The 23079-nt window shown below is 48.4% G+C and carries 19 protein-coding genes; 7 read left to right on the forward strand and 12 right to left on the reverse strand.

Translation table 11 applies throughout. The features are described from left to right. The first annotated feature begins 26 nt into the window (after window positions 1-26). From prmA to ACMYR3_RS14410, 4 genes are all read left to right on the forward strand, one after another. Window positions 27-923, forward strand: coding sequence for a 50S ribosomal protein L11 methyltransferase (prmA, locus tag ACMYR3_RS14395; protein WP_424192621.1), 897 nt, complete (start codon window positions 27-29; stop codon window positions 921-923). A gap of 69 nt (window positions 924-992) precedes the next feature. Continuing rightward, a complete protein-coding gene (locus tag ACMYR3_RS14400; RefSeq protein WP_424192622.1) occupies window positions 993-2825 on the forward strand; it encodes a DUF3426 domain-containing protein in 1833 nt (610 codons plus the stop codon). Window positions 2826-2840: 15 nt separating this feature from the next. Continuing rightward, the gene (locus ACMYR3_RS14405) at window positions 2841-3779 is read left to right on the forward strand and encodes a carbohydrate kinase family protein (protein ID WP_424192623.1); all 939 of its coding nucleotides are present in this window, start codon (window positions 2841-2843) and stop codon (window positions 3777-3779) included. Between the two features lie 15 nt (window positions 3780-3794). Continuing rightward, entirely contained in the window at window positions 3795-4274 is a 480-nt protein-coding gene (locus tag ACMYR3_RS14410) for a glycine zipper domain-containing protein (protein ID WP_424192624.1), read from the forward strand. 31 nt (window positions 4275-4305) lie between these two features. Here the strand turns inward: ACMYR3_RS14410 and ACMYR3_RS14415 are convergent, their stop codons facing one another. The 9 genes from ACMYR3_RS14415 to ACMYR3_RS14455 form a co-directional block, all read right to left on the reverse strand. Further along, entirely contained in the window at window positions 4306-4617 is a 312-nt protein-coding gene (locus ACMYR3_RS14415; protein ID WP_424192625.1) for a DUF167 domain-containing protein, read from the reverse strand. 171 nt (window positions 4618-4788) lie between these two features. Then, a complete protein-coding gene (locus ACMYR3_RS14420) occupies window positions 4789-5241 on the reverse strand; it encodes a histone H1-like repetitive region-containing protein (RefSeq protein WP_424196539.1) in 453 nt (150 codons plus the stop codon). Window positions 5242-5418: 177 nt separating this feature from the next. Beyond that, window positions 5419-6630 carry a ribonucleotide-diphosphate reductase subunit beta gene (locus ACMYR3_RS14425; RefSeq protein WP_424192626.1) on the reverse strand — a complete coding sequence of 404 codons (1212 nt, stop codon included), beginning with the start codon at window positions 6628-6630 and terminating at the stop codon, window positions 5419-5421. A gap of 54 nt (window positions 6631-6684) precedes the next feature. Beyond that, complete coding sequence (locus tag ACMYR3_RS14430) at window positions 6685-9570, reverse strand: ribonucleoside-diphosphate reductase subunit alpha (protein ID WP_424196541.1); 2886 nt, start codon at window positions 9568-9570, stop codon at window positions 6685-6687. 389 nt (window positions 9571-9959) lie between these two features. Continuing rightward, window positions 9960-10550, reverse strand: a complete 591-nt coding sequence (ampD, locus tag ACMYR3_RS14435; RefSeq protein WP_424192627.1) for a 1,6-anhydro-N-acetylmuramyl-L-alanine amidase AmpD — start codon at window positions 10548-10550, stop codon at window positions 9960-9962. Window positions 10551-10561: 11 nt separating this feature from the next. After that, window positions 10562-12076 (reverse strand): sigma-54-dependent transcriptional regulator, encoded by a 1515-nt coding sequence (locus tag ACMYR3_RS14440; protein ID WP_424192628.1) that lies wholly within the window; start codon window positions 12074-12076, stop codon window positions 10562-10564. Window positions 12077-12114: 38 nt separating this feature from the next. Beyond that, window positions 12115-14034, reverse strand: a complete 1920-nt coding sequence (locus ACMYR3_RS14445) for a two-component system sensor histidine kinase NtrB (RefSeq protein WP_424192629.1) — start codon at window positions 14032-14034, stop codon at window positions 12115-12117. Between the two features lie 20 nt (window positions 14035-14054). Further along, window positions 14055-14303 carry a PP0621 family protein gene (locus ACMYR3_RS14450; protein ID WP_424192630.1) on the reverse strand — a complete coding sequence of 83 codons (249 nt, stop codon included), beginning with the start codon at window positions 14301-14303 and terminating at the stop codon, window positions 14055-14057. Beyond that, window positions 14296-15147 (reverse strand): cytochrome C assembly family protein, encoded by an 852-nt coding sequence (locus tag ACMYR3_RS14455; RefSeq protein WP_424192631.1) that lies wholly within the window; start codon window positions 15145-15147, stop codon window positions 14296-14298. Before ACMYR3_RS14455 ends, ACMYR3_RS14450 begins: the two co-directional genes overlap by 8 nt. Before the next feature lie 62 nt (window positions 15148-15209). Here ACMYR3_RS14455 and ffh point away from each other — a divergent pair, with 62 nt between their 5' ends. Continuing rightward, the gene (gene ffh / locus ACMYR3_RS14460; protein WP_424192632.1) at window positions 15210-16607 is read left to right on the forward strand and encodes a signal recognition particle protein; all 1398 of its coding nucleotides are present in this window, start codon (window positions 15210-15212) and stop codon (window positions 16605-16607) included. A 46-nt stretch (window positions 16608-16653) separates the two neighbouring features. Here the strand turns inward: ffh and ACMYR3_RS14465 are convergent, their stop codons facing one another. From ACMYR3_RS14465 to ACMYR3_RS14475, 3 genes are all read right to left on the reverse strand, one after another. Continuing rightward, window positions 16654-17058, reverse strand: coding sequence for a hypothetical protein (locus tag ACMYR3_RS14465; RefSeq protein ID WP_424192633.1), 405 nt, complete (start codon window positions 17056-17058; stop codon window positions 16654-16656). Between the two features lie 23 nt (window positions 17059-17081). Next, on the reverse strand, window positions 17082-18542 hold the full coding sequence (tldD, locus tag ACMYR3_RS14470) for a metalloprotease TldD (protein WP_424192634.1): 1461 nt from the start codon (window positions 18540-18542) through the stop codon (window positions 17082-17084). A gap of 81 nt (window positions 18543-18623) precedes the next feature. Then, window positions 18624-19457, reverse strand: a complete 834-nt coding sequence (locus ACMYR3_RS14475; RefSeq protein WP_424192635.1) for a carbon-nitrogen hydrolase family protein — start codon at window positions 19455-19457, stop codon at window positions 18624-18626. 42 nt (window positions 19458-19499) lie between these two features. On the opposite strand from ACMYR3_RS14475, the gene glnE reads away from it, so the two are divergent. After that, the gene (gene glnE / locus ACMYR3_RS14480) at window positions 19500-22448 is read left to right on the forward strand and encodes a bifunctional [glutamate--ammonia ligase]-adenylyl-L-tyrosine phosphorylase/[glutamate--ammonia-ligase] adenylyltransferase (RefSeq protein WP_424192636.1); all 2949 of its coding nucleotides are present in this window, start codon (window positions 19500-19502) and stop codon (window positions 22446-22448) included. Then, entirely contained in the window at window positions 22411-23079 is a 669-nt protein-coding gene (gene rrtA, locus ACMYR3_RS14485; RefSeq protein ID WP_424192637.1) for a rhombosortase, read from the forward strand. The genes glnE and rrtA overlap by 38 nt, the downstream gene beginning before the upstream one ends.

Here is a 23079-nt window from a genome sequence, read left to right on the forward strand (position 1 = left end):
TTAATAACACTCCTACCGAGTACCCTATGTTCAAGGAAATTGTCATCGCTGCACCATTGGCCGAGGCCGAGGCTTTGTCGGACGCCTTGATGGCAGCGGGTGCCCTGTCCGTCTCGGTTGAAGATGAATCAGCTGGCACCGATGACGAAACACCCCTGTTTGGCGAACCTGGTATGCCAATCGAGCGCAGCGCCTGGGAGCGCTCGCGCATCATCGCCTTGATGGATGGCAAGCTGGATGCACAAGAGTTGGTTGAACATGCCGCGCAAGTGGCTGACCTGGCGGTACCGACGTTTGAGTTACGCGACGTCGCTGATCAGGACTGGGTGCGTTTGACACAATCCCAGTTTGATCCGATTGAAATCACCCCCCGGATTTGGGTTGTCCCCTCCTGGCATGCCGCCCCCGAACAAGCCGAGGTAATCCTTGAACTTGATCCAGGCCTGGCCTTTGGCACCGGTAGCCACCCCACGACGCGACTTTGCATGCAGTGGCTGGATGCTCATCTGCAAACCGATCAAAGCGTGCTGGACTATGGTTGCGGCTCCGGCATTCTGGCCATCTTGGCCAAGAAGCTGGGTAGTGCAGCAACCATTGGGATTGATATCGATCCACAAGCCATTGTGGCTGCGCTCGACAATGCCAAAAAAAATCATGTTGAGCTGACTTTTGGCCTACCTGATCAACTGGCTGGGATGAATGTGTCCAACCAGTTTGATGTGGTCGTTGCCAACATCCTGTCCAACCCGCTCAAGCTACTTGCCTCGATGCTGGTTGCGCATGTACGGCCAGGCGGCGCGCTGGTATTGTCGGGCGTATTGGCCAGACAGGCTGAAGAAGTCATTGATGCTTATGCGCCTTATATGCAACTCACCGTTCATGACATGCAGGAAGGTTGGGTTTGTTTAGCCGGAGAGCGTTAGAATCGGTTATATTCTGTTGTATTGACTCCATGTCTGTTGCTGCTGAATTCGTTCGATCCTACCCTCAACATGTCGCTTGCAACCCGCTGCCCGTCCTGCTCTACCGTCTTTCGTGTCGTCGCTGACCAGCTCAAATTACGTGGTGGTCTGGTACGCTGCGGGCGCTGCAATCAGGTATTCAAAGGTACCGATCACCTGCTCGATACCGAAGGTGGTCAAAGCCGCTTTCTACCCGCGCTATCAGTGCCAACCAGCATGGTTGCGCCACCCATCTTTGTCACACCACATCATGCTCAACCGGCCGAAACAAGCTCGTCCGATCAGCATCCTGATGACCTGAATTCGACGACAGCATGGTCAATGGACACATCACCTGCTGCTGACGGCATTGCCACCAATGACACTGAGCATGCACCAGCAAGCCATGAGTCAGGCGCTTCACCTGTCGTTGCACCCGATACCACACAAGCTGACGTAGATGTTGATACACCCGAAATCGTTGCCGACTTTGATGCTGGCTTTGTAGATAGTAGTCTGCCTGCTACTGAATTCAGCGCGGCAACACCAGTCGTCGATACCCAAGCTGAAGATCATACCGTTATCACCAACCCACACGCTGAAACACCACCATCCCCGCTTTTCCTGGATGAAGCACCGCGGATTCCCACCGAAAATGAAAGTCGGCCAGTGCTTTCTGAGCCGGAAATGCATCTTGATTTGGCTGAGCCCTTGTTTGATCTTGAATCTGAAGAATCTATTGAGACGACAGAAACCGTCTTGCCTGCTGAACAAGAAGCCGTAGAAGATCTGTCCGCTTTTGTTGATCCCATCTTCGAAGCTGAGCCAACACTCGAAGCTGCCGCCAACCCAGCTGGCACACTCGGCGATGATCTTGATCTGGCCTTGGCGGCTGATGATCTGGCTGAATGGTCACCACCCGAAAACATACTGGAAGAAGTCAGTCAGGCAGAACCCATTTCTGCACAGTTCACTTACCCCCAAGAGCTGGCCTTGCCGGTCATTCATCATGAGACTGATGCCAGCACCGACATAACCACAGAAACGCAATTATCCAGATCACTCAGTGCTGCATCAAGTGATCGCTTTCCTTCTTTTGCAGCCGTGCTCAAACATGCTGCCGCAGAAGACAATAGCAATGCTGATAATGCTCGCACTGAGCCATTCATCTCGTCCCAAGTTGCAGTGTCTGAACATTCTGCATCGTCTAACGATATGTTTGTCTCGTTCAATGACGACGATGCCAGCCAAAAACTGCGCGAACAATTGACACAATCGGCTCAAGAAGATTATCAAGCGATGGCCGAGCCAAGTTTTCTGGCCGTACCGCGTCAACGCGGCAAGTGGTTATCAATTCTGCTAGGCTTGGGTGTCGCTGTTGCCACCACACTGCTTTTATTTCAAGCCATCTACATCTGGCGTGACCAGATTGCTTCGAGCGTACCTGAACTGGAAGTACCATTGGTACAATTTTGCCAATATGCGGGCTGTCAACTGGATTTCCCCAAAAATATTGAGCAACTCGCAGTAGAGTCATCTGACTTGGCGCCAGTACCCAATCAACCACATCACTACGCACTGTCAGGCCTGATCCGCAGTCGGGCCAATGACACGCTGGCATTGCCTGTTTTAGAATTGACCCTGCTGGATTTGCAAGGCCAGCCGGTACTACGCAAAATTCTGATGCCGAATGAGTACTTGCCCGACATGAGCAGTGAAATTGAGCATGGAACCATTCGTGTCATGCAAAACAAACGCTCCCCCAAGCAATCGGATAACCGGCATCTGGGTATTGCTGGATCATCTGAAATCAAGCTCAACACAGTCTTCGAATCAACCGCTGAAAATGCGGTCGGTTACCGCGCGTATATTTTCTATCCCTAATTTTCTATTACAACCATGTCCAGCCTCATTTGCGGATCGGTCGCTTACGATACGATCATGACCTTCCCTGGTCACTTCAAGGATCAAATCCTGCCTGATCAGTTGCACATTCTGAATGTGTCCTTCTTTGTCCCAAGTATGCGTCGAGAGTTTGGTGGTTGTGCGGGCAATATTGCTTACACACTCAAGTTGCTTGGCGGCGAACCACTGATTATGGCCACAATCGGACAAGACAGTGGCAGCTATCTGCAAAGACTTGCTCAATTGGGCATCAGCAATCAATACATCCGCCAGATTGATGCTGAATTCACCGCCCAAGCCATGATTACCACTGACTTGGCCAACAACCAGATCACGGCCTTTCATCCTGGTGCCATGATGCACTCCCATCTCAATCGAGTGAGTGATGTTATTCATCGTCCAGCCTATGGCATTGTTGCCCCCGATGGCAGAGATGGCATGATCGACCATGCCCAGCAATTTGCCGAGGCCAGCATTCCCTTCATTTTTGATCCGGGTCAGGGTTTGCCCATGTTCAATGGTGAAGAATTGAAGCATTTCGCAGAACTCGCCAGCTTTGTTATTGTCAATGATTATGAAGCGCAGATGATGTTGGATCGAACCGGCCTAAGCATTCACCAGTTAGCTGATCTGGCTGGTGTGTTGATTGTGACCAAAGGTGAGGCTGGCAGCGATATTTATTCGGCCAATGAGAAACTCGAACTTGCAGTGATTCAACCCGAATCAATTATTGATCCAACCGGTTGTGGTGATGCTTATCGAGCAGCACTGCTATTTGGCCTTGAGAATGGTTATGACCTTGCTACAACAGGTCGACTGGCCAATCTGATAGGTGCCATCAAAATAGCTCACCGAGGCGGCCAAAACCATGTATTCGATTTTGAAGGTATCTGCGTTAAGTTCAAAGAAAGCTATGGCTATAGTCTAGCCTGATCAAGGAGCAGAGATATGATGACAAAACCTTCCCTCAACCAAGCTGGCCTGATTCTGGTGTTGCTAGCAAGCATCGGTTTTTCGGGCTGTGCGACCCAAAGCAGTTCTGGCGCAGTGTATACAAGTGGCCAGGCACAACGCGAACAAATTGTCAGAATGGCAACCGTAGAGTCCGTTCGTGAAATCACCATTGATGCCAACGGCAATAACGCGGGTGTCGGTACCCTGGCCGGTGCGGCAGTAGGCGGGATCGGCGGCAGCTCAGTAGGCGGCGGCAAAGGTGCGGCCGTGGCGGCTGTGTTGGGTGCTGTTGCCGGTGGCGTTGCTGGCCAGGCTCTCGAAAACCAACATGGCAAGAAGCGCGGCTTTGAAATCACTGTGAAGCTGGATAATGGTGAACTACGCGCTATTGCGCAAGAAGCTGACGAAGAATTTCGTCCTGGCGATCGCGTTCGTCTGCTGACTGGGACTGGTGTCACCCGAGTCACGCATTAATCCGGCTGGTTCATCCTGACCATCCTTGAACTCAAGAATGGTCAGCGATTCTCTGACTGATTCTGCTCAACAGCATTTCGTACGACATTGCATCTGACAAATCAAATCCCACCCGCTTTTGTTTAGATAGCTCGCCCCCGATTATCTTGATCTGACTTTTTTTCAGATCAAGACTGTTAGCCAGAAATTCCACCAATGCTGCATTGGCTTTGCCCTCAATTGCGGGGGCAGCAATTCTTAATTTATAACCATCCGCATATTCAGCAATCCACTCACTACGTTTGGCATTGGGCTGGATATAGAAAGTGAGTGAACACTTCTTTTCTGGAATTGGTTTCTTCAAGTTGAGTTTACCAAGTGGATTGATCTTGCTGAATAGCGCGCAGAAAGTAAAAAGGCCTGGAAAGCCTTAACAGCCTCCCAAGCCTTACGTAGCGCCCTAGAGCAACTACCGGACGATGAAGATCATGCGTCCAGATTCAGAGCATCAATGAAAATGCTCTTTGCCTACCCATTAAGGACGACTAGTGGGAAATGGCCATGCAGAACCAGGATTCAAAGTGGTTTTAGCACTTGTACTGGCTTTTACCGCTTTTTTAGCCGGTGCTTTTTTTGCCGCAGGCTTTTTAGCTGGGGCTTTTTTAGCAGCGGATTTAGCGGGTGCTTTTTTAGCAGCCGGTTTTTTCACAGCGACTTTTTTAGCTGGCGCTTTTTTAGCAGGTGCTTTTTTAGCGACAACTTTTTTCGCTACGACTTTTTTAGCAGATACCTTTTTAGCAGCTACTTTTTTAGCAGGTGCTTTTTTGGCGGCTACTTTTTTTGCCGGAGCTTTTTTCGCTGGAACGACTTTTTTTACGGCGACTTTTTTGGCGGCTGCCTTTTTGGCAGGCGCTTTCTTAGTGGCCGGTTTTGCTGTTGCCATGTGTTTCTCCTTAATATGAATACACAACAAACTTAGAAGCCGCATCGACAAGGTCGAAGAACTGCGGCTTATTCATCTGAGCAGCTTGCCCATCAAGCTACGCCGATGAATTCTGCAAATCTTTAAAGTTGCTTGTCACTGGAAAAAATTGCTACATCAGTGACTGGCCAACTTCAAAGATCAATCCAACTTAAGCCCGAGCTAAAAAAGTTCCGGCTTTACTTATTCCCAACTCAGCGCACCACCAGTTTGATACTCAATCACACGAGTCTCAAAGAAATTACGCTCTTTTTTCAGATCAATCATTTCCGACATCCATGGGAATGGATTCTCTTCATTTGCGAACATCGGGTCAAGTCCTATTTGCTGCGCTCGACGGTTAGCAATATAACGCAGGTAACCTTTAAACATTGGCGCATTCAAACCAAGCACACCTCGCGGCATCGTATCTTCAGCATACTGATATTCAAGCTCAACTGCTTTCAAAAACAAGACCTTTAATTCTTCCTTGAATTGCGCTGTCCAAAGATGAGGATTCTCAAGCTTGATCTGATTTACGACATCAATACCGAAATTACAATGCATTGACTCATCACGCAATATATATTGATACTGCTCAGCCGCTCCTGTCATCTTATTTTGACGTCCTAGTGCCAAAATTTGCGCAAAACCCACATAAAAGAATAAGCCTTCCATCAAACAACTGAACACGATGAGACTCTTTAACAGTTTTTGATCATTCTCAGGTGTACCTGTCTGGAATGATGGATCAGTCAACGTGTCAATGAATGGAATCAAAAATTCATCTTTTGATCGGATGCTGGAGACCTCATGATACGCATTGAATATCTCTCCCTCATCAAGCCCCAAGCTCTCGACAATATATTGATACGCATGAGTATGAATGGCTTCTTCAAAAGCTTGGCGCAACAGATACTGACGGCACTCAGGATTGGTGATGTGACGGTAAGTCCCCAGAACAATATTGTTTGCAGCCAATGAATCCGCTGTCACAAAGAATCCCAGATTCCGCGTTACGATACGGCGCTCATCTTCTGTCAGTCCATTCGGATCCTTCCACAGAGCGATATCACGGCTCATGTTGATTTCTTGAGGCATCCAATGATTGGCACAACCAGCCAGATATTTCTCCCAAGCCCATTTGTATTTAAATGGCACCAACTGATTCACATCGGCACGGCAATTGATGATGCGTTTATCTTCAACTCGAACCCGCCCCTCTGATGCGGCTTTTTGTGTAAAGACATCAGTAGATGGTCGAGTTTTCACAGCATTCATAATCGTCGGAGACAGCGCAATATGATCAGGTTGCAAATTGGCCGTTACGCTTTGCAGACCTAGTCCAGCTCGGACAGCGTCATTTCTTGATGACACCGGTTGACTCGGTGTCACTTGATCATCCCAACTTAACATTATTTATTTCTCCCAAAATTTTAGCCAATCACAGAGTGACTCCATCTATAACCATTACTGACAAGCTTCGCACTCATCAAAACCTGGATCACCTGGTCGAAGCATGCAGGCCGGGCCAGCTGGCTCTTCATCAACAACCCCAACAGTTTGTGTGATTGATGCCGCCGAAGTGGCCATACCTCCAGTAGAAGGCACTGCATTGAGTGAACCGACTTTACTGGTTGACTTTTCTGCATGAGTAGCGCCCATCGTGCGTAGATAATAAGTTGTTTTCAAACCGCGTAACCAGGCCAGTTTATAAGTGTCATCCAGCTTTTTACCTGATGCACCAGCCATGTAGATATTGAGTGATTGCGCTTGATCAATCCATTTCTGGCGACGTGCCGCTGCTTCAACGACCCACAAAGAATCAACCTCAAAGGCAGTTGCATAGACTGCACGCAAGTCCGCTGGGATACGATCAATTTTTGACAGGCTGCCATCAAAGTATTTGAGATCGGAAACCATCACTTCATCCCACAATCCACGAGCCTTCAAATCGCGTACCAAATAGTCATTGACCACCGTAAATTCACCGGACAGGTTCGATTTCACGTACAAGTTTTGATAAGTTGGCTCAATACAGGCTGACACACCAATGATATTGGAAATCGTCGCCGTTGGTGCAATCGCAATACAGTTTGAATTACGCATGCCATATTGCTTAATACGTTCACGCAATGCATCCCAGTTCATGGTACTGCTCATATCAATTTCCACATAGCCACCACGGGCTTCTTGCAGCATGGCAATGGTATCTTGAGGCAAGATGCCTTGATCCCACAGTGAGCCTCTGTAGGTCGCATAACGGCCACGCTCCTCAGCTAGCTCAGTAGAAGCCCAATAAGCGTAGTAGCAGACTGCCTCCATGGAGGTGTCAGCAAAGGCCACCGCAGTTTCAGATGCATAAGGAATACGCAAGACATGCAGACTATCCTGAAAACCCATGATGCCCATACCTACCGGGCGATGTTTCAGATTGGAATTGCGCGCCTTGCCAACTGCGTAATAATTGATATCAATGACGTTGTCCAACATCCGCATTGCCGTGCGGATGGTCTTTTGTAGTTTTTCGTGATCCAGCTCGTACTCACCTTGAGCGTTTTGTTTCAGATGTGCGACTAGGTTGACCGACCCCAAATTACATACCGCGATTTCATTTTCATTGGTATTAAGCGTAATTTCAGTACACAAATTTGAGCTATGTACTACGCCAATATGCTGTTGTGGTGAACGGATATTGCAGGGGTCTTTGAAAGTAATCCAGGGATGGCCTGTTTCAAACAACATGGACAACATTTTGCGCCACATACCTTGTGCAGACACCTTTTTAAACAGTTTGACTTCACCTCGTGCTGCTTTTTCTTCATAGGCAACATAGGCTGTTTCAAACTCCTTACCAAACTTGTCATGCAGATCAGGCACATTGGATGGAGAAAATAATGTCCACTCACCGTTTTCCATGACCCGCTTCATAAACAGGTCAGGAATCCAGTTGGCCGTATTCATATCATGTGTACGACGACGATCGTCACCCGTGTTTTTACGCAACTCGAGAAACTCCTCGACATCCAGATGCCAAGTTTCCAGATAGGCACAAACAGCCCCCTTACGCTTACCTCCCTGATTGACGGCGACAGCCGTGTCATTGACTACCTTCAGGAAAGGCACAACACCCTGCGATTTGCCATTGGTACCCTTGATATAGGAACCCAGCGCACGCACAGGTGTCCAGTCATTACCCAATCCACCGGCAAATTTGGACAATAGCGCGTTTTCTTTTAATGCCTCATAAATACCTTCCAGGTCATCAGACACCGTCGTCAGATAGCAGGAGGACAACTGCGAACGCTGGGTACCAGAATTAAACAAGGTTGGTGTTGAGCTCATGAAATCGAACTTGGACAAAACTTCATAAAATTCGATCGCACGTTTCTCACGCTCGATCTCACCTAAGGCCAAGCCCATCGCCACCCGCATGAAAAATGCCTGAGGCAACTCAATGCGAACTCCCTCGACATGCAGGAAATAGCGGTCAAATAACGTTTGCAGACCGAGATAACCAAATTGCAAGTCACGCTTCGCATCCATTGCTGCAGCCAGTTTCCTGAGATCAAATTGACCCAGCTTTTCATCAAGCAAACCAGCTTCAATGCCACGACGAATAAACTTTGGAAAATATTCTGTGTAGCGAGTGTCCATCTCTCCCTGAGGAACTTCTTCCCCCAGGACTTCCTTGCGGATGGTGTGCAATAAAAGCCGCGCAGTCACCTGACTGTACGCAGGATCTTTTTCAATCAAAGCTCGAGCCGATAAGATTGCCGACTTGAACAACTCCTCAACGGGCACACCATCATAAATATTTCTAATGGTTGCATCAAGAATAAGCGCTGCTTGCACAACATTGCCCAAACCTTCACAAGCGGCTTCAATCACACTGCGCAACTTCGCCATATCCAAGGGGCGTGAAATACCACCATCGATAACTGAAATAGCATGATGCTCTTCTTGCTGCGCCACTGTCTCACGTTGGCGGGCTCGCTCTTGAGAACGTTTCTCACGATACAAAACATAGGAGCGCGCCACGTCATGTTCGCCTGAACGCATCAGCGACAGTTCAACCTGATCCTGTACATCCTCAATATGGAAAGTACCACCGGATGGTCTGCTGCGCACCAGTGCACGAACCACCGCTTGGGTGAGTTGCTCGACCACTTCACGAATGCGCGCAGATGCAGCACCTTGCCCACCGTTGACAGCTAAAAATGCCTTCGTCATGGCAATAGAAATTTTGGCCGGCTCAAAAGCCACCACAGAACCATTACGGCGAATAATCTTGTAATCGCTCAATTGCGTAGACACCGGTCCATTCTGATCAATCGTTTGAGCAGACTCGGACATTGTCGATAAGTTACCCAGACCAGTTTGCTGCGGGATTTGTGATATGCCACCAACTTGCATGCGCACTCCAGATAAAAAAAGAGTTAATCAGAACGCTTGTCAAAAAGCGGGAATACAGGAATTTTTCAGAAATTTGGTGCCATTACATGGCATTTGAAACCTAATAATGGCGGCCGATAGCAGCCGTTATTCATGAGTTATCAACAACTTTTCCACTGGCTTATACACTACATGTAGTAGTTATACTGGAAAAAACAACTACAGCTAGTATAGTTGAGATCACTGTACCTAGCCAAGTATTCAGTAAAAAAATTGTTTCCGATGCACTCGGGAAACTACTATAGAAAAGCCATCAGGTTTAAGCTAACCGGATTCAAACAAAAAAGTAATTAGGCCTTAAAGCTCTGGAATGGCAAAGACTCGCTCGGAAGCAAGGAGAGTGATTGATATGCTTGCCAATCAAAACAATGACCAGGATCGGTCTTGCGTCCAGGTGCAATGTCAGCGTGTCCAACCACTGCAGTAATAGGATAGTGCGACATCAATGTACGCGTGAGTTGCGCTAGCATCTGATATTGCCCCTCAGAAAAGGGGGTCTCATCAGTCCCCTCCAACTCGATACCAATCGAAAAGTCGTTACAGTTTTCACGCCCTTGAAAACTCGATCTGCCCGCATGCCAGGCACGATTGTCACATGACACAAATTGACAAACTGAGCCTGCTCGATCAATGAAAAAATGTGCCGATACGCGAAGATTTTCAAGTTGCTCAAAATAATCGTCAGCATTGCAATCAAGTCGATTCAGAAACAGATCATGCACATACCTACCACCAAACTGTCCGGGTGGTAGACTGATATCGTGTATGACCAATAAGCTAACCACCGCTTCCAGCGGTCTGCTTTCAAAATTGGGTGATGTTTCGTAGCTGATCAAACCTTGCGGAAAATCCGATGAGGCAACCAACCAGCCGTCAGCCATACTTAACATATTTATTCTGGCACCTGAATATCCAAACGCTGCATCCGATATCGTAATTGCCTGAAGCTCACGCCAAGCAATCTTGCTGCGGCAGTGCGGTTATAGCGGGTTTGCTCCAAGGCAACCATAATGGCCTGCCGCTCAAGCAAATCCAGATATTCTGGCAAGGGGGTCGGCAAACCAGATGCCGCAAAATCGGGCAGCAGTGCCTTATCAAACTGCACTGTGTCAGATTTGACTACTTCAAAAGCAGAATTCTCAAGTGACTGCCCGGCCTGCAAAGACAATAAAGGTTCAATCAGTCCTAAATCGACAACCTCAATTCGAGGCCCTTCTGCAAACGCTACTGCACGTTCCAGAATATTTTCTAATTCACGCACATTGCCCGGAAATGAATAGTTCTGCAAAGCCAATACTGCTTCTTGAGATAAGGTTTTGGCAGTACCAGAATCAGCCTGCCAAGACAATCTGGCAAGTATCTGCTCTGCAAGTAAAACAATATCTTCACGACGCTCGCGCAATGATGGCAATTTCAGCTCTATCACATTCAGTCGATAAAACAGATCCTGCCTGAAAGCACCTTGTGCAACCAATTGACCAAGATTCTTGTGAGTCGCACTGATAATTCGGACATCTACTGACTCCTCCATCGAAGAACCAATTTTACGAACACGACGCTCCTGTATTGCACGCAATAACTTGACCTGCATGGGGAGCGGCAAATCGGCCACCTCATCCAACATGAGCGTTCCTTGATGCGCCGCCTGAAAAAAGCCTTCTCTCTCAGTATCCGCCCCAGTAAATGCACCTTTTTTATATCCGAAAAACTCTGCTTCCATCAGAGTCTCTGGAATTGCACCACAGTTAACCGCAACAAAAGGCTTATCCATACGCGAACTAGCCGCATGAATCTCCCTAGCCGCCAACTCTTTGCCACTACCCGACTCACCATTGATTGCGACTGGTGCCAAACTTCTGGCCAGCCGGACAATGCTGTTACGCACATCATTAAGCGCCGCAGAATCACCTACCATTCTTGGTGTCACAGATTTACTCGGTCCGCTTGCCAGACGTGGTCCATTGGTCACCGGTTTGGGACTCGATAAACCTGAGCTCCCTTTCCCCGTTTCGAGTCGAGCACCGATCGCCGCCTGGACAAGAATCCGCAATTGATCAAGCGATACCGGCTTTGATAAATAATCAAAGGCACCGGCCTTTAAAGCATTGACCGCAGTTTCTGCACTGCCAAAAGCAGTAATGACGGCAATCGGTGTTTGGGGATATTGCTCATTGACCAGTTTGACCAATGCAATACCATCGCCATCTGGTAAACGCATATCCGTCAAAACCAAATCAAACGTTTGTTGACCCAGCAATGTTTTGGCTTCTTCAACGGTTCCCGCCAACTCGACATCAAAACCAAGCTTGATAATCGTAATTGCCAGCAATTCACGTAAATCAGCCTCGTCATCAATAACGAGCACAGAAGATCTACCGCTCTTGGCAGCGCTTATTTGGCTGGGCATTGATTTGGAAAAGCTTTGACTCACCATATTCTCTTCAATTAATTCTTATATCGGTTATCTGTGGAGGAAGGTTGCTCTGTGTATTGAACAGCGCGTTGAATAGTTGGTAAATCAAGCGCGTGCTCTGAACGGAAATCACGCCCCAGTGGCAGCGTGTCAGACCACTTGGTTTGCCATCTTTTCAAGCTAATAACAAACTCGCCGCCCACTCTAGGTCGTGGCGTCGCCCCATTCATCGATGCACCACTGCGATAGTAGATTTCAGCACCGTTTGAAATACAAAGTTCTCTGGCCAAATACAACCCCAAACCAGTACCTTTGGCTGCAGTTGTAAAAAAAGGCTCAAATAGATGCTGCCTTACCTCAGACGGAATCTCCGGACCATCGTTTTTGATAGTCAGCTCCAACCGATTTCTCACACCAGCATTGAGTCTGACTACAATGGAGCCGGGCTTGCCACTGGCATAACGCTGCGCATTGACCATCAGATTCATCACCACCTGTCGCAGATGAAATGGATCGAACAAGACGTTATCGGTCTCTTCAATCTGGAGATGTACCATGGCATCGTCCAACGATCGATCACGCAAAAAGTCCCCGATAATCTCCCTGACAGCAATCTCAGACTCCAAAGGCTCCTGATCAACCCGGACTTTTTTACTGACTTGCAGAACATCTTCAATAATTCTGTTCAGGCGCAGTACATTTTCTTGAACAATCCGGGTCATGCGTTGATAGAGCGCCGGATTATCGGCTTCAGCAAACTCTTCTGCCAACAAGGCATTGGCATGACTAATCGCTGCCAAGGGATTACGGATTTCATGAGCGATACTGGCTGTGAGTCTCCCCATAGAAGCAAGTTTTAACTGCTGCGCCTGCTCTTCCACACGTCCCATGTCTTCTAGATAGATGATTGACTGATGCGCTTCAGGTTGAATATCGTGATCACTCTGATGAGGCTCTACAAAACGCGCCCGTAACCGTCGATTTTTTTTCTGCGATTTGAACATTTCAGCATCCTGATCAGATTGACTTATTTTCTGAGCAGCCTCAAATTGGGTGACACTATCTTCCAAGACAAAATAAATCTCATGCTCCAAGTTAAACTGACTTTCTGCCATCCGTCTTTGCCATTGCCGAAATTTCTGCCCTAGCTTGTCCAATCCCTCAATTCGATACAGGTTATAAGGTGCAATGGCTCGCCCAGAAAGATCCAAAATATCCTGGGCGGCCTGATTACTGGCGATGATGGATCCATCCCGTTTAACAATCAACACACCATCCTGCATTTCAGCAATCACCAATTGATTAATCTCAAGTTGGTATTTGAGGTCCAACCCACGTTGATTGGCAAGTCGCTCCTGAGCAATCAATCTGACAGCGAAACGATGCATGAGCAATGCCGTTGCAAATAGCGCGGCCGAAAGCAAACCAACCTGCAAAATCGAAGACTCGGCCTCATGTTGAAAATAAGCAAGAATGGCTTGATAGAGCATAGCCACTGTAGCAGTCGTAGCCGCCAATATTGGAAAACCTAAAGGTCCAAGAACGGCAGCACCCGCCACCGGAAACAAATAAAGAATGGCAAAGCCACTTTTCATGCCACCACTGACCGTTAGCAATGCCGTCAACATGACCAAATCCAAGATGATCTGTCCTAGCAACTGCCAGTAAAAACGATGGCGCCACCACAATGCCAAGCAAAGTGCCATCGCCCCCAACAAGAAGTAGATGCCATTGGCAAGCATGACATCTTTTTCAACCGACTCAAAAAACTGGGTCAATGACAGTTGCTTGAAGAATTGGCTGATAAACATGACCAACGCTAAAACCAGACGCGCCGAAGCAAATGCCGTCAGCGAAGTCCAGAAACTCTTGGGAAATACCTGCCTTGAGAGCATGGCAACACTTGCCAGCACCTTAACAGGATTACCCATATTTCTAATTGAGTTGGTCATGAGCTGTTTAAGGAAACCCTTTATTGGTGCTGAGCACCGAGTTTTGCATGGTCTGGGCAGCAATAACTTTGTTCACCAGATTGACAGGCCTCAGACGATGGGAAAAAAACACCACAACGAGCACACGCCACCATGGACTCAAGTTCTTGAGCGGCATGCTGACTGACTGCATCGTTTCTGCTCACTTCTCGCGCCGACTCCATACGACGATGCTTCCACCAGATATAGCCCAAAATCAGTGTGAGCAACCAAAGAATAAATTTAGACACGATGTAATATCACCTCCAGAACAAATCGGCTACCGATATAAGCCAGTAGCAAAGCAATGAAACCAGAGAAAGTCCAGCGTAAAGCTAGCTGCCCTCGCCAGCCATAGAATTGTCGGCCCAAGATCAATAAACCAAAGATCACCCAAGATAAAATTGCAAAGACAGTTTTATGATCAAATCGAAAAGCTCGACCAAATAACTGTTCTGAAAAAACCAGCCCTGTTATCAAGGTCAAACTGAGTAAAACAAAACCCACAAAAATCATCCTGAAAAGCAGCCGCTCCAATGTCAGCAAAGGCGGCAATCGATCGATCAAGCGATATACAAAACCATTCAGACCCACAGAATCATTATTTGACACAATGGCTCGATGCAGTCTTTGTTCAGCAATCACCATTAAAACGGCATGCATGGCCGCAATTGCGAACAGGCCATATGATAGAAATGCAATAATGAAGTGAGCTTTAAATAGCGGGTTATGAATATAGGTAACACTTTGATAAGAAGGAAAGAATAGCGGCAGTACCACGGCAATCGCCGTTAATGGGAAAATAATCGCGGCCAAACCCTCAATTGAGAAAAAAAGTCCCTCAATCAAATAAATTGCAGCACCCAGCCAAAACATGGTGGATAAGGCTGGCGCAAAACCAAACTGCATTACCATAGTCGAGTCTCGCACAACAAAAATCGTTTCATGCAGCAAGAAACCATGCAGTAATACTGCAAACAATAGTCCCAAAGTTTTAGCAGAACTATTTTTTTCAAGGACAGTATTTCCCCTGAAGGCGACACCCGCCAGCAAAAGGTAGACAAAAGCAGTCATTGCGTACAGTAAAATAAGCATAGGGGAAGTTTACAACAACCCCGACCAATTCTTTTCATTACCTCCAACCCGATCCTACATCCATGTTAGACAATTTATCCAAGCGCCTGTCCCACGTCATTAAAACCATGAAGGGCGAAGCAAGGTTGACTGAAGCCAACACCCAGGAAATGCTCCGAGAAGTTCGGATGGCGTTGCTGGAAGCCGATGTAGCATTACCGGTAGTTCGTGAATTTATCAGCCGAGTCAAAGAAAAAGCATTAGGTGAAGAGGTCATCTCCAGCCTCTCCCCTGGACAAGCACTGGTGGGCGTTGTACATAAAGAATTGACCGCTATTATGGGTGGTGATCTCGGCCCTGATGCATCTCTCCTCAACTTTGCGACGCAACCGCCGGCGATTATTTTGATGGCGGGTTTGCAGGGTGCCGGCAAAACCACCACCGTCGGAAAACTGGCCAAATTATTGGTTGAAGGTAGTCAATCCCTGTTGGGCCCGAAGATTAGCAAGAAAAAGGTTTTGACCGTTTCTGCCGACGTCTACCGACCCGCAGCGATTGCTCAGCTGGAAACTGTCACCAAACAGGTTGGTGCTGATTTTTTCCCATCCCAACCCACTGACAAGCCAGTCGATATTGCCTTGGCGGCATTGGATTATGCCAAGCGCCACTTTTTTGATGTCTTGATCGTTGATACTGCTGGCCGTCTGGGCATCGATGCCGCCATGATGAAAGAAATTGGTGAATTACATACCGCCCTGAAACCGATCGAGACATTATTTGTGGTTGATGCCATGCTCGGTCAAGATGCGGTGAATACCGCTAAAGCATTCAGTGATGCCTTACCCCTTACTGGCGTCATCCTGACTAAACTGGATGGTGATGCGCGCGGTGGTGCCGCTCTGTCCGTGCGTCACATTACTGGCAAGCCCATCAAGTTTGTCGGTATGGGCGAAAAATTAACCGGCCTGGAAATATTTTATCCAGATCGGATGGCCAACCGCGTATTGGGCATGGGCGACATTCTCTCCTTAGTGGAGGAGGCGCAAAAAGGTGTGGATTTGGATGCTGCACAAGAAATGGCCACCAAATTCAAGTCCGGCAAAGGTTTTGATCTGAATGACTTCAAGATGCAGCTGGGTCAAATGAAAAAAATGGGTGGTCTGGGCGGGCTGCTGGATAAATTACCTGCTCAGTTTCAGGCCGCGGCAGGACAAGCTGATATGAATCAGGCTGAAAAACAGATGCGTCGCATGGAAGGCATCATCAATTCAATGACACTGGAAGAACGCGCCAAACCAGATTTGATCAAAGCCACGCGTAAACGTCGGATTGCTGCAGGTGCTGGTGTACAAGTACAAGATGTTAATCGCATGCTATCCCAGTTTGAACAGATGCAGACCATGATGAAAAAAATGCAAAAAGGCGGCATGGCCAAGATGATGCGCGGCATGAAAGGCATGATGCCAGGAGCACGAAAATAGTAGGCTGATCATGCAGTAACAAACATCAGCCTATAAAAAAACTATTTTAAATTGGGATTTCAATCAAGGTTGGCTGAATATTGCAAGGCTGACTGAAGACCTGAATATTAGCAAAAGTGTACAGCTGACTATTACTGGAAACAATCACCTGCACATCGTAGATCCCAGGCCGGTTATACGCCGCCTGGAGCTCCTGAGCATAACCGCCTGATACGGAATATTGAACCGAGCGCAAGCTTTCCTGATACCCACCGTCAGTCACGAATCCAGATGCCTGTACCACCAAAGACTGGCGGGTACGGGCATCGACAAAACGCACGACAATACCAGGTTCATTACGTATGACACAAAGACCATTGGGGATATTCGAATAAACAAACGAAAATCCCCCACCACACCCCGACAATAACAATCCTAATAATCCGACACTTAACAGCTTGAAGTTGTTCATGACAGAGTTAAGACATGGTAATGCTAGGCGGTACCGCCCACGGTCATACCATCAATACGCAAAGTCGGCTGACCTACCCCCACTGGCACACTCTGACCATCCTTACCGCAAATACCAACACCGGTATCCAGCGACATGTCATTGCCAATCATGGCAACCCGAGTCAAGGCGTCAGGCCCATTGCCCACAATGGTGGCACCTTTGACCGGGTAAGTCACTTTGCCATCTTCAATCATGTAGGCCTCACTGGCAGAAAAGACAAACTTGCCATTGGTAATGTCAACCTGCCCGCCACCAAAATTCACGGCATACAAACCATTTTTGACTGAAGCAATAATTTCAGCTGGATCCTTGTCACCCGCCAACATATAGGTATTGGTCATCCGCGGCATCGGCAGATGCGCGAAAGACTCTCGGCGCGCATTGCCAGTGACTGGCACACCCATCAAACGGGCATTCAGGCTATCCTGGATATAACCCTTGAGGATACCGTCTTCAATCAATGTGGTGCACTGGGTAGCATTGCCTTCATCATCAATACTGAGCGAACCACGACGATTGAGCAACGTACCATCATCCACCACGGTCACACCCTTGGCAGCAACCCGCTCGCCAATCCGACCAGCAAATGCTGACGAACCTTTACGGTTGAAGTCGCCTTCCAGACCATGGCCGATTGCCTCGTGCAAGAGTACCCCTGGCCAGCCTGGGCCTAGAACCACGGTCATATTGCCCGCAGGCGCAGGACGTGACTCCAGATTAATCAGCGCTGAATCAACCGCATGTTGCACATACTCTTCGATCAAAGCGTCGGTAAAGTAACCAAAATCGTAACGACCACCGCCACCACCGGTGCCAGTCTCACGACGGCCGTTTTGCTCGGCAATCACTGTGACCGACAATCGCACCAGAGGTCGAACATCGGCCGCCATGACACCATCGGAACGGGCCACCAGAATCACGTCGTACTCACCTGCCAAACCCGCCATCACCTGAATGATACGAGGATCTTTGGCACGTGCAATCTGCTCAACTTTTTCCAGTAAAGCCACTTTGGCAGCCGCATCAAGTGATTGAATCGGATCATTGGGCAGATATAAATCACGACCCCATTGGGTTTGCAGGGTCGGCGCAACCTTGATCTTGCCTGCACCTTTGGCCGCAATCGTACGAGTTGCGCGAGCCGACTTGATCAACGCTTCCATACTGATTTCATCAGAATAGGCAAACGCCGTTTTCTCGCCAGACACCGCACGTACACCCACGCCCTGATCGATACCAAAACTGCCTGATTTGACAATACCCTCTTCGAGACTCCAGCCTTCGTTTTTGGTGTACTGAAAATACAGGTCGGCGTAATTGACCTTATGCGTAAATAATTCAGCCAGTGCTGCCTGTAGATGGGTTTCATCAAGGCCCGCAGGCTCAAGCAATAATTGTTTGGCAACCGCCAGATTTCTAATAGCAAGTTCGGAAGGAACCATGATGACTTTCTTCAGAAAATAAGTTCAGGACACAGATTACACCACTTTATTAACGTACTGTTTGCAAGTGACTCATCATGCTTAAAGCAGCCGATGTGCCAATGCTGGCAATTGCTCGCGGATGTCCTTCAGGCGTGACAGATCAATATCGCCAATCACCATGCCTTCGCCTTCGGGCAATTGTTCAATGATTTGCCCCCAAGGATCAATCAACATGCTATGACCCCAGGTACGACGGCCATTTTCGTGCTTGCCACCTTGTGCTGAAGCCAGTACATAACACTGATTCTCAATAGCCCTGGCACGCAGCAGGACTTCCCAATGAGCGCTGCCCGTTGTATAGGTGAAGGCGGCAGGCATCAAAATCAAGACCGGATGAATGCCATCTTTGCTCATGGCCCGATAAAGCTCCGGAAAACGCAAGTCGTAACAAACTGACAGACCAACACGACCTACTGGCGCATCAAAAAAACCAACCTGATTGCCACGCTCAATGGTTTCTGATTCGTTATAACTTTCTTCGCCCTTTTTGAATCCGAACAGATGGATCTTGTCGTAACGTCCAACCTCCTGGCCTTGGGGGTTAAAAACCAGCGTAGTATTGAGTACCTTGCCGGAATCATTGGCAGCCAGCGGTATCGTGCCACCCACCAACCAAATACCGTGTTGCTTGGCTGCATTCGATAGAAAATGCTGAATGGGACCGGCGGCCTGACCTTGGTCATGAGGCTCACGAATCCTCACCTTAGCCTGATCGTCTTGTCCCATCAAACAAAAATATTCGGGTAGCAACACCAGTTGAACACCTTTAGCTGCAGCCTGGGCAACAAGACGCGCTGCCGACTCCAGATTGGATGCTAACTGAGTACCACTGACCATTTGAATCGCAGCAACTTTGAATGACGAATTAGACATTGCGACCTATACTTAAAAGCAATTCATTAAAAAACGGTTCCCATGAATTCGACCAAGCCCGAATTATTACTGGCCCCAATCTTCTCGCGTTATGCTGCGCGACGCTTACAGGCAGAGCCCACACTCATCACCGAGTTACCTGACTGGCTCGTTCAAGCCTGCTCTCGTACTTCAATGGAGCACTACCTGGCTCAGGCTTGTGGGCTGGACACAATTCACTCCCCCCATTTTCTCAAACTTGACGAATCTTTGCTCAAATCAGCATTCCGACGCTTGCGGATTCGAGTATTGCTCAGTTTGATGGAAAAAGATTTGCAAGATTCAACATCACTGGACGCCATCATGCTTGGGATGAGTCAGCTTGCCGATCTCACCATTCAGCTAGCGGCTTATTGGAGCTATGGACAACTGGCGACCCGCTTTGGCATACCCTGTAATGAGGATGGTCTGGCTCAATCCTTTATGGTGCTTGGCATGGGTAAGTTGGGAGGTTGCGAGCTTAATGTCTCTTCAGATATCGATCTCATTTTTCTTTATCCCGAAGACGGTGAAACACGATTGCTGTCATCCCCTTCCAACCCTGGCGCTTTAACAGACAAACCATCACTCTTTACCAACTTATCCAATCACGAGTTTTTTGTACGGCTTGGTAAACGTGTGATCAGCTTGTTGAGTGAGATGACCGCAGACGGCTTTGTTTTTCGGGTAGACATGATGCTGCGGCCACACGGCAAAAGCGGGCCATTGGCAATCAGTTTTGCCGCATTGGAAGACTATCTGACTGTCTCGGGTCGCGAATGGGAACGTTATGCCTGGATGAAAGCACGGGTGATCACGACAGCTCTGGCAAGTGCCAACGCGCCAGTCTATTTACCCATGCCGTCGGTCGTTGCTCAGTTTGAAGAACTCATCAATCCATTTATCTATCGTCGCTATCTGGATTTTGGTGCGATTGCAGCCTTGCGTTCCATGCATGGACAAATCAGGCGCGATGCCGAGACCAAACAGGCCGGTCGACCTGAACGACAGCGTAACGTCAAACTTGGGCCGGGTGGGATTCGTGAAATTGAATTTATTGCACAGGTATTTCAACTGATTCGTGGCGGCAAGGAACCGCAATTACGACAACGCATTACGCTCGATATTTTGCAGACGGAGGCTTCACTCCATCTGCTTGAACACGAAACAGTCACTACCTTAACGCAAGCCTATATTTTTCTGCGTCAGCTGGAGCACCGTATTCAATATCTGGATGATGCGCAAACCCATAGTCTACCGACCGACTCTGGTGACTTGCTCAAAATTGCCCAGAGCATGGGCTTTCGAAAAGTGACTGATTTTGAAGTCCAGTTGTCACAACATCAACAAGCCGTTGCCCATATTTTTGCATCGATCTTTTCTGACAAGCTCAATCTTGGTCCCGTCATTGAGCAAGCAGATACCCAGATCAAAGTTGATCTCAATGATCAAGCCAGCCTTGAGCAACTCATCACGACACATGCCAGTGTTTTTGCCGATCCTGCAATTGTATTGGAACAGTTAAAAAACCTGGCCAACTCGACCCGTTATACGGCATTGAATGAGACCTTGCAGCTCCGCTACAACGGCCTCTTGAGTCTGGCCTTTGAGCGGATGATCCGTCTGCATCAACAAAGTAATCAGATCGTTGCACAAGCCACTCATCCCACTGATGAAGCCCATCATCTGCTGCTGGATCAATTGCTCTTGCGATTTTTAAAACTGCTGGAAACCATTGGCCGTCGCCAAGCGTACATTGCTTTGTTGGCTGAATATCCGCAGGCACTGGATCGCGTACTGGATATTTTGCAGGCCTCCGGCTGGGCCGCTCAGTATCTGACCAGTCATCCGCAATTGCTGGATGAATTACTGCAACCCGGCTTTCTATATGCCAGTGCCAATATCGGTGAGTTTTGCCAAACCTTGCAACGCAAACTGGCCGCCAATACTGATAGCCCGGAACGGCAAATTGATATTTTGCGTGAAGAGCATCATGCCCAGGTGTTTAGAATTCTGGCGCAAGATTTGTCCAAAACACTGACGGTTGAGCGCTTGAGTGATTTACTGTCCGAACTGGCCGATAGCATGTTGCAAATCACCATCAACACGCTATGGCAACAATTGGCGCCTAAGGATGAACCGATGCATTTTGCCATCATTGCTTACGGCAAACTCGGCGGTAAAGAGTTGGGTTATGCATCCGACCTTGATCTGATTTTTCTTTACGATCCAGCGGGTGCTGATCCAGACACCTTTGACCCAACTCGCTATTTACGCCTGGCACAACGGCTGATCACCTGGTTATCCAGCCACACTGCGGCTGGCCGCCTATTTGAAATTGATACGGCATTGCGCCCCAATGGCCGCAATGGCATGCTGGTGACCAGTCTCGAAGCCTTTCGCCGTTATCAATTGCGTGAGGGCGATAATGCGGCTTGGATATGGGAACATCAGGCGCTCACCCGGGCGCGCTTTTGTGCTGGTGATACCAGCATTGGCCGTCAGTTTGAGTTAATTCGTCATACCGTCTTGTGCGCTGAGCGTGACAGCGCTGCCTTGGCTTGCGAAGTCGTCAAGATGCGCCAGCGGGTTATGGATGGTCATCCCAATCAGAGCCAACTGTTCGATCTCAAGCACGATCGGGGTGGTATGGTGGATATTGAATTCATCGTCCAATACCTGGTCTTGGCACATGCCCGACAACATACCGAACTGACCGCCAATCTGGGCAATATTGCGTTACTGGGTCTGGCGGCACAGTGCACACTAATTGATGCGAGCCTGGCAACACAGGTTCAAGATGCCTATCGTTTATATCGGCAATTACAACACGCCGTACGCCTGGAAGGCGCCGATCGGGCACGGGTGGCCAATGCAGTGATTGAAGCACCACGAACCGCCGTCATTGCCTTGTGGCAACAGGTATTGGGTACTGATGAAAAACCAGAACATGACAGCACACCGTCAACCTGACTGGCTGGCTGTCGTGCTTGCGTGGTCATGCATTGCGGCCTTGGTGATCACCTATCAAGCCATCCCCGGATTGGCTGATTGGGGTAGATTTCGTCGCAACACATTCCTGCAAGGTGCCTGGTGGCAATTGATGACGGCACCCTGGATTCATTTGAGCTGGGCTCATGCGGTACTCAACCTGATCATGACAGCGCTCTTGATGACGCTGTTTGCCAAACAGGTGCGTCCCTGGCAGCAATTATTGATCGTGATGTTATGTGGCATCGCCTTATTGCCGATGCTGGCGTATGCCTTCCCCGAAGTGCAATGGTATGTTGGCCTGTCGGGCAGTCTGCATGGCTTGGCAACTTATGGTGCCCTGACTCTGCTCGGTTCTGGTCAACCCTTTGTCCATAAAAGAACGCGGCTGTCGGAAAACGATGTCGGTGTGATCGCCATGCTGTGGATCGGTATCAAATTAGCGCTGGAACATGCCTGGAGCACGCCCATCATCTGGCGTCACAACATGCCCATTGCGACGGCTGCACATTTGACTGGCGCGCTGGCCGGTTTATGCTTCTGGTTTATCAGACTAGGTACTACCTATGTGTATAAATTATCAACCAGTAAAAACACACTTCTTGATCAATAA

Source organism: Ampullimonas aquatilis (genome assembly GCF_049675895.1).
Taxonomy (GTDB): domain Bacteria; phylum Pseudomonadota; class Gammaproteobacteria; order Burkholderiales; family Burkholderiaceae_D; genus Ampullimonas; species Ampullimonas aquatilis.